The organism is Pseudomonas sp. AK106 (genome assembly GCF_053903055.1).
Map to the genome: position 1 here is coordinate 2,196,946 of NZ_CP096426.1, position 13,740 is coordinate 2,210,685.

Below are 13,740 nucleotides of genomic sequence, written 5' to 3' on the forward strand. Positions count from 1 at the left end.
TAGGACCGGCTTCAGCCGGGAAGGGGCCGGTGTGATCCCCCATCAGTTTATCGGCGAACACCGACCACCCTGATCAATCGACATAACTCAAACGTGCCCAAACAACCCCTGGGCAAACTTGACCCGCTCTTCCGGGCTCTCCTGAACACCGTCCGCCGCCAGCTCTTCAAGCCGCTTTTCAACCGCCACGGTCCGGTGAGTCAGCCCGCAGTCATTGGCAATCTGGATGTTCAGCCCCGGCCGCGCATTCAGCTCCAGAATCAGCGGCCCGCGATCCTGGTCCAGCACCATGTCGACGCCGATATAACCCAGGCCGCACAGCTCGTAGCACTCTGCCGCGAGCTTCATGAAACCGTCCCAGTTCGGCAGTTGCACGCCATCCACCGCATTGGTGGTGTCGGGGTGCTTGCTGATGATGTTGTTCAGCCAAGTGCCGCGCAGCGTCAGGCCGGTCGCCAGATCGACGCCGACACCGATGGCGCCCTGGTGCAGGTTGGCCTTGCCGCCGGACTGCCGGGTGGGCAGGCGCAGCATCGCCATCACCGGGTAACCCATCAGCACGATCACGCGGATGTCCGGGACGCCCTCGTAACTGATGCTCTTGAAAATCTGGTCTGGCGTAACCCGGTATTCGATCAGCGCGCGATCGCGATGGCCGCCCAGGGAATACAGCCCGGTGAGAATGCTGGAAATCTGATGCTCGATTTCGTCGTGGCTGATGATGCGCCCGGAAATCGTGCGGAAACGCTCTTCGAATCGGTCGGCGATGACCAGAATGCCGTCGCCGCCTGCACCCTTGGCCGGCTTGATGACGAAATCGCTGCGCCCGCCGATGATCGTGTCGAGCTTGTCGATTTCCTTCTCGGTGGAAATGATCCCGTACATCTCGGGCACGTGAATGCCCGCCGCGATCGCCCGCTCCTTGGTGATGATCTTGTCATCGACGATGGGGTAGAGGCTGCGCTTGTTGTACTTGAGCACGTAGTCGGCGTTACGCCGGTTGATGCCCATGATCCCCTTGGCTTCCAGCGCCTTCCAGGTTTTCCACCAGCCGATCATTTATGGGTTTCCCGCTCGGCGTCTTCCTTGAGGAAGGCCTTGAAGCGGACCAGTTCGGTCAGCCGATAACCGCGATAACGCCCCATCGCCAGCATGAAACCCACCAGGATCAGCAGGATGGCCGGGAAGGTGAACACGAAGTAGATGAACTCCGGGATGCTCATGATGATGTGCGCCAGGGAAGCCGCGAACAGCGTGCCAATGGCGACCTTCATCGCATGGCCGCCGCCGCGTTCTTCCCAGGTGATCGACAGGCGTTCGATGGTCATGGTCAGAATCACCATCGGGAACAGCGCGACCGACAACCCGCGCTCAAGGCCCAGCTTGTGACTGAACAGGCTGATGGCGGCAATCAGCACCACGACGAAGGTCAGCACCACCGACAGCCTCGGCAGCATTTGCAGCTTCAGGTGTTCGAGGTACGAGCGCAGGGACAGGCCCAGCGCCGTGATGATGGTGAACAGCACGATGCCAAAGCCCAGCTGGGTCTCGCGGAACGCCAGCGCGATCAGCACCGGGGTGAAGGTCCCCAGCGTCTGCAGGCCTACGAGGTTGCGCAGGATCAGGATCACCAGCACGCCGATCGGGATCATCACCATGATCATGAAGGTCTGCTGGGTTTGCAGCGGCAGGCTGTACAGCGAGTATTCGAGGAAGTCGGCGTCGGTGCTTTCATCGGTCAGCTTGGCCAGACGAATCGCGTTCATCTCGCTGTTGTTCAGGCTGAAACTCACGGTGGCTTTTTTGCCACCCTCCACGGAGATCAGGTTGTCGTTGCCGATCCACCACAGCAGGCGGTCCTGGGGCAGGCCCGCTTCACCGGTTTCCGGATTGAAATACAGCCAGTCCTTGCCATTGAAGCTGCGCAGCCACAGTTCGGGTGACTGCGGCTGATCGGCGACCAGGCGAATGGTATGGGCTTTCTCCACCGGCACGTGGGCAATGGACAGCAGGGTTTCAGTGATCCGCGCCTTGTTCTGCACCGACGTGTCGCCGGCCAGCAGCAGCTTGACGTTGTCGTCGCTCAGATTGTTGACACGCTTGATGGCTTCGCTGACGAAGGTTTCGACGTCGGCGGAATGTTGCCGGATCGGCGCAAGCAGCGCGTCGGCGGCGATTTTTTCCGGGCCTTCCACAACGATGCTGTCGCGGAAGATCGGCCCTTTGATCTTGGCTTTCTCGCCGCTGTAGCGCTTGGTCAACACCAGCCGGTAGTACAACGTCTGATTGCCGTTGGCCCGGCGCGCGGACCAGGTGACCTTGCGGTTGCCGTCGGCACGATTGACGTTCACGCCGTAGTTGTTGGAGATGAAGCTTTCATTGAGGCTGATGTAATCCCGGGACAGTGGTGGCACGTACATCTGCACCTTGACCGTGTCCTTGGGGTTGGCGACGAACTCGACCTTGGCGTCGATGTTCCACAGATCGTCGGTTTCGTCTTCGGTCACCGGAATGCCGAGCACCAATATCTGGTAAGCCGTGATCGCGATGCCCAGCGTGACGAGGGTCGCGATCAGGATTTTCAGATGGAGGGTAAGAGAGCGCATGTCGTTACTCTGCGGTTTGAGCATCGGTGACGCAGGCAGGCTTGCCGGCTGCGTATTTCAGGCTTGGATCAACCAGCGCATCGAAGTGCTTGAGGGCTTCGGAGCCAATCAAAAGCGGGTATTGGAATGCGCTGCGGTCGGTCAAGTTCACTTCTATGGTGCGCAGCGCCCCGCCCATGCAGACATCCAGGCTGATGACCGGGCGGGCGGTGTACTTCTTGTCGTCATCGGCGTCGATGTCGCCGGCGCGGCGCTTGATCTTGCTGACCCGGGCCAGGGGACGTTCGATGGGGTGTTCGTGGGCATCGTCGATGGCCAGGTAAAAACGCACCCAGGATTCGCCATTGCGCTTGAAGCGTTTGATGTCTCGAGCGCTCAGGGAGGCGGTTTTGGCGCCGGTGTCCAGTTTGGCGGCAACCTGCAGGTCGATGTCGGCAAGCTCCGCGTATTCGTTCAGGCCATAGACGGTCTTTTCAGCGGCTAAGGCCAGACTGGGGAGAAAAAACCCGGGCAGAAATAGGCCCGGCAGGTACAGGGATAAGAGGAAGAGAAGAGGGTGGCGGCTCATAAGTCCAGGCGCGATGAAAAGTGAAAGAGCTGCTTTGACGCCGAAATCGGGTTTTGGTTTGACCAAGGGTGCCGATCCTGCGAAAGCCGCTTGCTGCCCCTTGGGGGCTGGAGCGGCCTGCATTCTAGCATGAAGCTTTTGTGGCGCGACCGAGGGGCGGCGCGGACAGGTGCCGTCAGACACTTCGCCAGAACGTGTCGCCATTAGACGATTGTCGACAATCAACCATTTAGCTTTGACGTAATAGCCGTGTTTCGCTAGATTTACTGGCATTCACTCTTCAGGTGTCAACAATGTCGGATGCCGCAGACATTCTCCCTGCTTCGCCGGTCGATGCCGAGACGCTGTCCGAGAACGTCTTTCGCCGCATACAGGCGGCCATCGTCAAGGGCGACATCGCCCCCGGCAGCAAGATCTCCGAGCCCGAGCTGGCGCGCACCTACGGCATCAGCCGTGGGCCATTGCGCGAGGCCATCCACCGGCTGGAAGGCCAGCGCCTGTTGGTGCGCGTTCCCCACGTCGGCGCTCGCGTGGTTTCCCTGAGCCATGCCGAGCTGGTCGAGCTCTATGAAATCCGCGAATCCCTTGAAGGCATGGCCTGTCGCCTCGCCGCCGAGCGCATGACCGTTGAAAAGGTCGACGAACTGCGCCGCGTGCTGGAAACCCATGAGCGTGACAGCGCCTTTCAGGCCGGCGTCGGCTATTACCAGCAGGAAGGCGACTTCGACTTTCATTACCGGATCATTCAGGGCGCGCGTAACAGCACGCTGACCCAGATGCTCTGCGATGACCTCTACCAACTGGTGCGCATGTACCGCATCCAGTTCTCGACGACGCCCAATCGTCCGCGCCAGGCGTTCGCCGAGCACCACCGTATTCTCGATGCCATCGCCGAACGTGACGGTGAGCTGGCCGAGCTGTTGATGCGCCGACACATTGCCGCGTCCAAACGCAATATTGAGCAGCGCTTTCACGCTGCCACTGCCCGAGGTGAACAATGACCACAAGCACCACTCCCGGCCAACGCTTCCGTGACGCTGTCGCCAGTGAACATCCGCTGCAAGTGGTCGGCACGATCAACGCCAACCATGCGCTGCTGGCGCAACGGGCCGGCTTCAAGGCGATTTACCTGTCCGGCGGCGGTGTGGCGGCGGGTTCGCTGGGGGTGCCGGACCTCGGCATTACCGGCCTGGACGACGTCCTCACCGACGTGCGCCGCATCACCGACGTCTGCGACCTGCCGCTGCTGGTGGACGTCGACACCGGTTTCGGTGCCTCGGCGTTCAACGTGGCGCGCACGGTCAAGTCGATGATCAAGTTCGGCGCGGCGGCGATGCACATCGAAGACCAGGTCGGCGCCAAGCGCTGCGGTCACCGGCCCGGCAAGGAAATCGTCTCGCAGCAGGAGATGGTCGATCGCATCAAGGCGGCGGTGGATGCGCGAACCGACGACAGTTTCGTGATCATGGCGCGCACCGATGCGCTGGCGGTGGAAGGGCTGGAATCGGCACTGGACCGCGCCGCAGCGTGCATCGAAGCGGGTGCGGACATGGTCTTCCCGGAAGCGATCACCGAGCTTGAGATGTACAAGCTGTTTGCCTCCCGGGTGAAGGCGCCCATCCTCGCCAACATCACCGAATTCGGCTCGACGCCGCTGTTCACCACCGACGAGCTGAAGTCCGCTGAAGTGGCGTTGGTGCTCTACCCGCTGTCGGCGTTCCGGGCAATGAACAAAGCAGCGGAAAACGTCTACACGGCGATTCGTCGCGACGGCACCCAGAAGAACGTCATCGACACCATGCAAACGCGGATGGAGTTGTACGAGCGCATTGACTACCACGCGTTCGAGCAGAAGCTTGATGCGCTGTTTGCGCAGAAGAAATCGTAGAAAAGCCGCAAACGAATTGCCGATTCCCACACAACTACAAGACTGGAGACAGCAATGGCTGAAGCAAAAGTATTGAGCGGCGCAGGCCTGCGAGGCCAGGTGGCCGGGCAGACCGCGTTGTCCACCGTCGGCCAGGCCGGCGCCGGATTGACCTACCGCGGCTACGACGTGCGTGAACTCGCCGCCGACGCCCGATTCGAAGAAGTCGCGTACCTGCTGCTGCACGGCGATCTGCCGACCCAGGCGCAACTCGACGGCTACCTGAAGAAACTCCAGGGCCTGCGCGACCTGCCCCAGGCGCTGAAAGAAGTGCTGGAGCGCATTCCCGCCGACACCCACCCCATGGACGTGATGCGCACCGGCTGCTCGATGCTCGGCAATCTCAAGCCCGAAGCCAGCTTCGCCCAGCAGCTCGATTCCACCGACCGGCTGCTGGCCGCGTTCCCGGCGATCATGTGCTACTGGTACCGCTTCAGCCACGAGGGCAAGCGCATCGACTGCGTCACTGACGAGGTGTCGATCGCCGGGCACTTCCTGAAGCTGCTGCTGGACAAGGCGCCGAGCGAACTGCACCGCAAGGTCATGGACGTGTCGCTGATTCTCTACGCCGAGCACGAATTCAACGCCTCAACCTTTACCGCGCGAGTTTGCGCATCGACCCTGTCCGACCTGTTTTCCTGCATCACCGCGGCCATCGGCACCCTGCGCGGGCCTTTGCACGGCGGCGCCAATGAAGCGGCGATGGAGATGATTCAGAAATTCGCCTCCGCCGAAGAAGCGACGAAGGGCACTTTGGCGATGCTCGAACGCAAGGACAAGATCATGGGCTTCGGCCACGCGATCTATAAGGACAACGACCCGCGTAACGAGGTGATCAAGGGCTGGTCGAAAAAGCTCGCGGAGGAGGTGGGCGACACGGTGCTCTTTCCGGTTTCCGAAGCCATCGACAAGACCATGTGGGAGCAAAAGAAGCTGTTCCCCAACGCTGACTTCTACCACGCCTCGGCGTACCACTTCATGGGCATCCCGACCCAGCTGTTCACCCCGATCTTCGTCTGCTCGCGCCTGACCGGATGGGCCTCTCACGTGTTCGAACAGCGCGCCAACAACCGCATCATCCGACCGAGCGCCGAATACATCGGCGTCGAACAGCGCAAATTCGTGCCTATCGAACAGCGCTGATGGGCAAAGGAGAGTTCCACGGGGCTCTCCACCCGTAACTTTTCCGTGATCGAGTCCTTACGATGAACACTGAATACCGCAAATCGCTGCCCGGCACTGCGCTGGATTATTTCGACGCCCAGGCGGCGGTCGATGCGATCAAGCCCGGCGCCTACGCCACGCTGCCGTACACCTCCCGCGTGCTCGCCGAAAACCTGGTGCGCCGTTGCCATCCGACGACGCTGACGGCCTCGCTCACACAACTGATCGAACGCAAGCGCGACCTCGATTTCCCATGGTTTCCCGCGCGCGTGGTCTGCCACGACATCCTCGGCCAGACCGCGCTGGTTGACCTGGCCGGCTTGCGCGACGCCATCGCCGACATGGGAGGCGACCCCGCGCAGGTCAATCCCGTGGTGCCCGTGCAGTTGATCGTCGACCACTCGCTGGCGGTCGAATGCGGGGGCTACGACCCGGATGCCTTCAGCAAGAACCGGGCGATTGAAGACCGTCGCAACGAAGACCGTTTCCACTTCATCAACTGGACCAAGCAGGCCTTCAAGAACGTCGAAGTGATCCCGCCGGGCAACGGCATCATGCATCAGATCAATCTGGAGCGGATGTCACCGGTGATCCAGACGCTGAACGGCGTCGCCTTCCCGGACACGCTGGTCGGCACCGACAGCCACACCCCTCACGTTGATGCGCTGGGCGTCATCGCCATCGGCGTCGGCGGCCTGGAAGCCGAGAACGTCATGCTCGGCCGCGCCTCGTGGATGCGCCTGCCGGACATCATCGGCGTCGAACTGTCGGGCCGTCCGCAGCCAGGCATTACCGCCACCGACGTGGTGCTGGCGCTCACCGAATACCTGCGTCAGCAAAAGGTCGTCGGCGCGTACCTGGAGTTCTACGGCGAGGGCGCCCGCGCGCTGACCCTCGGCGACCGCGCGACCATCTCGAACATGGCCCCCGAATACGGCGCCACCGCCGCCATGTTCAGCATCGATCAACAGACCATTGACTACCTCAGGCTGACCGGCCGCGAAGACCAGCAAGTGCAGCTGGTCGAGACCTTCGCCCGCCACACCGGGCTCTGGGCCGACAGCCTGGTCACGGCCGAGTATGAGCGCGTGCTGCGTTTCGACCTGTCCAGCGTGGTGCGCAACATAGCCGGGCCGTCCAACCCCCATGCACGTGTAGCGACGGCCGATCTGGCCGCCAAAGGCATTGCGGCGCCGTGGCAGGAAACCCCGGGCGAAATGCCCGACGGCGCGGTGATCATCGCCGCCATCACCAGTTGCACCAACACCAGCAACCCGCGCAACGTCATCGCTGCAGGCCTGCTGGCGCGCAACGCCAATCGCCTGGGACTGACCCGCAAACCCTGGGTCAAGTCGTCCCTCGCGCCCGGATCGAAAACCGTCGCGTTGTATCTCGACGAAGCGGGGCTGACCGGCGAGCTGGAGCAGTTGGGTTTCGGCATCGTCGCGTTCGCCTGCACCACCTGCAACGGCATGTCCGGCGCGCTGGATCCCGTGATCCAGCAGGAAATCATCGACCGCGACCTGTACGCCACGGCGGTGTTGTCGGGCAACCGCAACTTCGACGGGCGCATTCACCCTTACGCCAAGCAGGCGTTTCTCGCCTCGCCGCCGCTGGTGGTGGCCTACGCCATCGCCGGAACAATCCGCTTCGATATCGAGAAAGACGTGCTGGGCCTCGGCCCCAACGGCGAAGAAATCCACCTGAAAGACCTCTGGCCGAGCGACGCCGAGATCGACCAGGTGGTGAAGGCCTCGGTCAAGCCGGAGCAGTTCCGTCAGGTGTACATCCCGATGTTCGCCATCCACGAAGACACCGGCCCGAAAGTCGCGCCGTTGTACGACTGGCGCCCGATGAGCACCTACATTCGTCGCCCGCCGTATTGGGAAGGCGCCCTGGCCGGCGAACGAACCCTCAGGGGCATGCGTCCGCTGGCGGTGCTGCCGGACAACATCACCACCGATCATCTGTCGCCCTCCAACGCGATCATGCTCGACAGCGCCGCTGGCGAATACCTGGAGAAAATGGGCCTGCCGGAAGAGGACTTCAACTCCTACGCCACCCATCGCGGCGATCACCTGACGGCCCAGCGCGCCACGTTCGCCAACCCCAAGCTGTTCAATGAAATGGTGGTGGAAAACGGCAAGGTCAAGCAGGGTTCCTACGCGCGGATCGAGCCGGAAGGCCAGGTCACGCGGATGTGGGAGGCCATCGAAACTTACATGGCGCGCAAGCAGCCGCTGATCATCATTGCCGGCGCCGATTACGGTCAGGGTTCGTCCCGGGACTGGGCCGCCAAGGGCGTGCGTCTGGCGGGCGTTGAAGTCATCGTCGCTGAGGGCTTCGAGCGTATCCATCGCACCAATCTGGTGGGCATGGGCGTGCTGCCGCTGGAGTTCAAGCCGGGCACCAATCGCCTGACCCTGGGTATCGACGGCAGTGAAACCTTCGACGTGATCGGCGCGCGTACGCCGGGCGCAACGCTGACGCTGATCATCCAGCGCAAGAATGGCGAGCGTGTGGAGGTGCCGGTGATCTGCCGCCTCGACACGGGTGAAGAGGTGTTGATCTACGAAGCCGGGGGCGTGCTGCAACGCTTCGCCCAGGACTTCCTCGAATCTTCGGCCGTCGCCTGAGCTGGCGCGCGCTCTGCTCTCTATACGCGCGCTCTGCTCTCTATATAAGAAAGAATCAGAAGGAACAGTTCCATGGCTTCCACCGCACAGATCAAGATTCCCGCGACGTATATGCGCGGCGGCACCAGCAAGGGCGTGTTTTTCCTCCGGGACGACCTGCCTGAAGCCGCGCAAACCCCCGGCGCGGCCCGTGATGCCTTGCTGTTGCGGGTGATCGGCAGCCCCGACCCCTACGCCAAGCAGATCGATGGCATGGGCGGCGCGACGTCGAGCACCAGCAAAACGGTGATCCTGTCAAAGAGCGAGAAAGCCGATCACGACGTCGATTACCTGTTTGGTCAAGTGGCCATCGATAAGCCCTTCGTCGACTGGAGCGGCAATTGCGGCAATCTGTCAGCGGCAGTCGGCCCGTTCGCAATCAGCAACGGTCTGGTTGACCCGGCGCGCATTCCCCGGAACGGCGTGGCGGTGGTGCGCATCTGGCAGGCCAACATCGGCAAAACCATCATCGCCCACGTGCCGATGACCGACGGCGCGGTGCAGGAAACCGGCGATTTCGAGCTCGACGGCGTGACCTTTCCGGCGGCGGAAGTGCAGCTGGCATTCATGGACCCTGCCGCAGACGAGGAGGGCGCAGGCGGCTCGATGTTCCCCACCGGCCATCTGGTGGACGAGCTTGAAGTGCCGGGTGTGGGAACCTTCAAGGCGACGATGATCAATGCCGGCATCCCGACGATTTTCGTCAACGCCCGGGACATCGGCTACACCGGCAGCGAATTGCAAGACGCAATAAACAGCGATCCGAAGGCCCTGAGCATGTTCGAAACGATCCGGGCCTATGGCGCCTTGCGCATGGGGCTGATCGGCACGGTCGAGGAGGCAGCGACGCGTCAGCACACGCCCAAAGTAGCGTTCGTGGCCGCGCCTGCGGACTACCTGTCTTCCAGCGGCAAACGGGTCACCACCGCAGACACCGATCTGTTGGTGCGCGCCATGTCCATGGGCAAGCTGCACCACGCGATGATGGGCACCGCAGCAGTGGCCATCGGCACGGCAGCCGCGATTCCCGGAACGCTGGTCAATCTGGCAGCGGGCGGCGGCGAGCGCAGTGCAGTGCGCTTCGGCCATCCTTCCGGAACCCTGCGTGTCGGCGCTGAAGCCGTGTTGGTCGACGGCGACTGGCAAGTCAAAAAAGCCATCATGAGCCGCAGCGCGCGGGTCTTGATGGAAGGATGGGTGCGAGTGCCGGGCAACAGCTTCTGACCGGAGCGCATGGCCTGCTCCGGCCAACTTGCAGCTTGCAGCTTCAAACTTGCCGCTGCGCAGCTACTTAAACCGCCGCTCCACGCCTTTCTCCACCAGCACCTTCGCCGAGATTTCCTCCACCGAAAAATGCGTGGAATTGATGTGCGGGATGTTTTCGCGGCGGAACAGGCCCTCGACTTCGCGCACTTCGAACTCGCACTGGGCGTAGCTGGCGTAGCGGCTGTTGGGCTTGCGTTCGTGGCGGATCGCGGTCAGGCGGTCGGGGTCGATGGTCAGGCCAAACAGCTTGTCCCGGTGCAGTTTCAGCGCAGGGGGCAGCTGCAGGCGCTCCATGTCGTCTTCGGTCAGCGGGTAATTGGCCGCACGGATGCCGAATTGCATGGCCATGTACAGGCAGGTCGGGGTTTTGCCGCAGCGCGACACCCCCACCAGGATGATGTCGGCCTTGTCGTAGTAATGGGTTCTGGCGCCGTCGTCGTTGTCCAGCGCAAAGTTCACTGCCTCGATCCGCTCCATGTAGTTGGAGTTGTGCCCGATCGAGTGGGATTTCCCCACCGAGTACGAAGAGTGTGAACTAAGCTCCAGCTCCAGCGGGGCGAGGAAGGTCGAGAAGATGTCGATCATGAAGCCGTCTGAGGTCGCGAGAATCTCGCGGATGTCCTGATTGACGATGGTGTCGAAAATGATCGGACGGGCTTCGTCCTTCTCGGCGGCCTTGTTGATTTGCTGCACCATGGCCCGCGCCTTCTCGACGCTGTCGATATAGGGCCGCGTGAACTTGTTGAATGTAATGTTTTCAAATTGCGCTAGCAGACTCTGGCCAAGGGTTTCGGCGGTGATGCCGGTGCCATCGGAGATGAAAAAAGCGGATCGTTTCATTTGCGCCCCGGGGCCTTAAGCTGAAGACAATTTGTGGATATGATAGGCCGGCTTGCGGGCCATGACTGGCCGCATTCTACCTGTTTTCAATCGCCGCGATTCCCGCACCAAAAGCGTTCCCAACAATAACCGGTTAGTGGAGAGATCACCTTGGTAGAGTACGTAGTTTCCCTCGATAAGCTCGGCAAACATGATGTTGAGCACGTGGGGGGCAAGAACGCATCCCTCGGCGAGATGATCAGCAACCTGGCGGGCGCAGGCGTGTCCGTTCCCGGTGGCTTTGCCACTACCGCTCAGGCCTACCGTGATTTCCTCGAGCAGAGTGGCCTGAACGATCAGATCCATCAGGCCCTCGACGCTCTGGACGTTGACGACGTCAACGAGCTGGCCAGAACCGGCGCGAAAATCCGTCAGTGGATCATGGAGGCTGAATTCCCCGAGCAGCTTAACGCCGAAATCCGTACCGCTTTCGCCGCGCTGTCGGCGGGCAACCCGGACATCGCCGTTGCCGTGCGCTCCTCCGCCACCGCAGAAGATTTGCCGGACGCCTCCTTCGCCGGTCAGCAGGAAACCTTCCTGAACATCCGTGGGGTGGAAAACGTGATCCGCGCGGCCAAAGAAGTCTTCGCGTCGCTGTTCAACGACCGCGCCATTTCCTACCGCGTGCATCAGGGTTTCGACCACAAGCTGGTGGCGCTGTCCGCTGGCGTGCAGCGCATGGTGCGTTCTGAAACCGGCACCGCAGGCGTCATGTTCACCCTGGACACCGAATCCGGTTTCCGCGGTGTCGTCTTCATCACCGGTGCCTACGGCCTGGGCGAGACCGTCGTTCAGGGCGCGGTCAACCCGGACGAATTCTACGTTCACAAAAACACCCTTGAAGCCGGTCGCCCGGCGATCCTGCGCCGCAACCTGGGTAGCAAGGCGATCAAGATGATCTACGGCGAAGAAGCCAAGGCCGGCAAGTCGGTCAAGACCATCGAAGTCGACCTGGCCGATCGCGCGCGTTTCTGCCTCAGCGACGAGGAAGTCAGCAACCTGGCACGCCAGGCGATGATCATCGAAAAACACTATCAGTGCCCGATGGACATTGAGTGGGCCAAAGACGGCGACGACGGCAAGCTGTACATCGTGCAGGCGCGTCCCGAGACCGTGAAAAGCCGCAGCTCGTCCAATGTCATGGAACGCTATCTGCTGAAAGAGAAGGGCACCGTTCTGGTGGAAGGCCGCGCCATCGGCCAGCGCATCGGCGCCGGCAAGGTGCGGATCATCAAGGACGTGTCCGAGATGGACAAGGTCCAGCCCGGCGACGTACTGGTCTCCGACATGACCGACCCGGACTGGGAACCGGTGATGAAGCGCGCCAGCGCCATCGTCACCAATCGCGGCGGGCGCACCTGCCACGCCGCGATCATCGCCCGCGAGCTGGGCATTCCGGCAGTAGTGGGTTGCGGCAACGCCACCGAGCTGTTGCAAGAAGGTCAGGGCGTCACCGTGTCCTGCGCCGAGGGCGACACCGGTTACATCTTCGAGGGCGAGCTGGGCTTCGACATCAAGCAGAACTCCGTCGACGCCATGCCTGACCTGCCGTTCAAAATCATGATGAACGTCGGCAACCCCGATCGCGCCTTTGATTTCGCCCAGTTGCCCAACGCCGGCATCGGCCTGGCGCGTCTGGAATTCATCATCAATCGCATGATCGGCGTGCACCCCAAGGCGCTGCTGAACTACGCCAACCTGCCTCAGGACATCAAGGAAAGCGTCGACAAACGCATCGCCGGTTACGACGATCCGGTCGGTTTCTACGTCGAGAAGCTGGTGGAAGGCATCAGCACCCTGGCGGCGGCGTTCTCGCCGAAGAAAGTCATCGTGCGCCTCTCGGACTTCAAGTCCAACGAATACGCGAACCTCATCGGCGGCAAGCTTTACGAGCCGGAAGAAGAAAACCCGATGCTGGGCTTCCGTGGCGCGTCCCGTTACATCAGCGAAAACTTCCGCGACTGTTTCGAGCTGGAGTGCCGTGCCCTCAAGCGTGTGCGCAACGAGATGGGCCTGACCAACGTCGAAATCATGGTGCCGTTCGTGCGCACCCTGGGCGAAGCGAGTCAGGTCATCGATCTGCTCGCCGAAAACGGTCTGGCCCGTGGCGAGAACGGTCTGCGCGTGATCATGATGTGCGAGCTGCCGTCCAACGCCCTGATGGCCGATGAATTCCTCGAATTCTTCGACGGCTTCTCCATCGGCTCCAACGACCTGACCCAGCTGACCCTGGGGCTGGACCGTGACTCCGGGATCATCGCGCACCTGTTTGACGAGCGTAATCCTGCGGTCAAGAAGCTGCTGTCCTACGCCATTCAGGCTTGTAACAAGGCCGGTAAGTACATCGGCATTTGCGGCCAGGGCCCGTCCGATCACCCGGATCTCGCGCGCTGGTTGATGGAGCAGGGCATCGAAAGCGTGTCCCTCAATCCTGATTCCGTACTGGAGACCTGGTTCTTCCTGTCCGAAGAGGACGCTCCAACCTGATACAGATCGAGTAAGATGCCGGCCCGTTTCCATGGGCCGGTTTCCCGAGAGGGCGGTTTTTAACGAATCCGCCCTTTTTTGTGGGTGATTTTCAGCGCGCTGGTAGCGTCAACTTGCTGTCTCGCCCAACCGCCGTTCCCCCTCCACCAAGAGCATCCAGCAAAAGCA

General features: G+C 61.7%; 10 protein-coding genes. 6 read left to right on the top strand and 4 right to left on the bottom strand.

The genetic code is table 11. From position 1 onward, the window contains the following. Positions 1–87: 87 nt before the first annotated feature. From M1E04_RS09960 to rloA, 3 genes are read right to left on the bottom strand one after another with little or no spacing between them, the layout of a single operon-like run. Positions 88–1,056, bottom strand: a complete 969-nt coding sequence (locus M1E04_RS09960; RefSeq protein ID WP_167355790.1) for an alpha-L-glutamate ligase-like protein — start codon at positions 1,054–1,056, stop codon at positions 88–90. Further along, on the bottom strand, positions 1,056–2,606 hold the full coding sequence (rloB, locus tag M1E04_RS09965) for an osmotic stress tolerance membrane protein RloB (protein ID WP_065988742.1): 1,551 nt from the start codon (positions 2,604–2,606) through the stop codon (positions 1,056–1,058). The genes M1E04_RS09960 and rloB overlap by 1 nt, the downstream gene beginning before the upstream one ends. 4 nt (positions 2,607–2,610) lie before the next feature. Then, positions 2,611–3,174 (bottom strand): retropepsin-like aspartic peptidase RloA, encoded by a 564-nt coding sequence (rloA, locus tag M1E04_RS09970; RefSeq protein WP_296308985.1) that lies wholly within the window; start codon positions 3,172–3,174, stop codon positions 2,611–2,613. A gap of 293 nt (positions 3,175–3,467) precedes the next feature. Here rloA and M1E04_RS09975 point away from each other — a divergent pair, with 293 nt between their 5' ends. The 5 genes from M1E04_RS09975 to prpF all read left to right on the top strand — a co-directional run bounded on the left by M1E04_RS09975 (position 3,468) and on the right by prpF (position 10,164). Beyond that, positions 3,468–4,175 carry a GntR family transcriptional regulator gene (locus M1E04_RS09975; protein WP_456292868.1) on the top strand — a complete coding sequence of 236 codons (708 nt, stop codon included), beginning with the start codon at positions 3,468–3,470 and terminating at the stop codon, positions 4,173–4,175. Continuing rightward, on the top strand, positions 4,172–5,062 hold the full coding sequence (gene prpB / locus M1E04_RS09980; protein ID WP_192130233.1) for a methylisocitrate lyase: 891 nt from the start codon (positions 4,172–4,174) through the stop codon (positions 5,060–5,062). Before M1E04_RS09975 ends, prpB begins: the two co-directional genes overlap by 4 nt. Before the next feature lie 54 nt (positions 5,063–5,116). Then, positions 5,117–6,244, top strand: coding sequence for a bifunctional 2-methylcitrate synthase/citrate synthase (gene prpC / locus M1E04_RS09985; protein WP_456292869.1), 1,128 nt, complete (start codon positions 5,117–5,119; stop codon positions 6,242–6,244). Positions 6,245–6,306: 62 nt separating this feature from the next. Continuing rightward, positions 6,307–8,901 carry a Fe/S-dependent 2-methylisocitrate dehydratase AcnD gene (acnD, locus tag M1E04_RS09990; protein ID WP_456292870.1) on the top strand — a complete coding sequence of 865 codons (2,595 nt, stop codon included), beginning with the start codon at positions 6,307–6,309 and terminating at the stop codon, positions 8,899–8,901. 72 nt (positions 8,902–8,973) lie between these two features. Further along, on the top strand, positions 8,974–10,164 hold the full coding sequence (prpF, locus tag M1E04_RS09995; protein WP_456292871.1) for a 2-methylaconitate cis-trans isomerase PrpF: 1,191 nt from the start codon (positions 8,974–8,976) through the stop codon (positions 10,162–10,164). 63 nt (positions 10,165–10,227) lie between these two features. On the opposite strand, the gene ppsR is transcribed toward prpF, so the two are convergent. Continuing rightward, positions 10,228–11,046 (bottom strand): posphoenolpyruvate synthetase regulatory kinase/phosphorylase PpsR, encoded by an 819-nt coding sequence (gene ppsR, locus M1E04_RS10000; RefSeq protein WP_065988504.1) that lies wholly within the window; start codon positions 11,044–11,046, stop codon positions 10,228–10,230. Between the two features lie 150 nt (positions 11,047–11,196). Here ppsR and ppsA point away from each other — a divergent pair, with 150 nt between their 5' ends. Further along, entirely contained in the window at positions 11,197–13,572 is a 2,376-nt protein-coding gene (gene ppsA / locus M1E04_RS10005; RefSeq protein ID WP_456292872.1) for a phosphoenolpyruvate synthase, read from the top strand. The last annotated feature ends 168 nt before the right edge of the window (positions 13,573–13,740 follow it).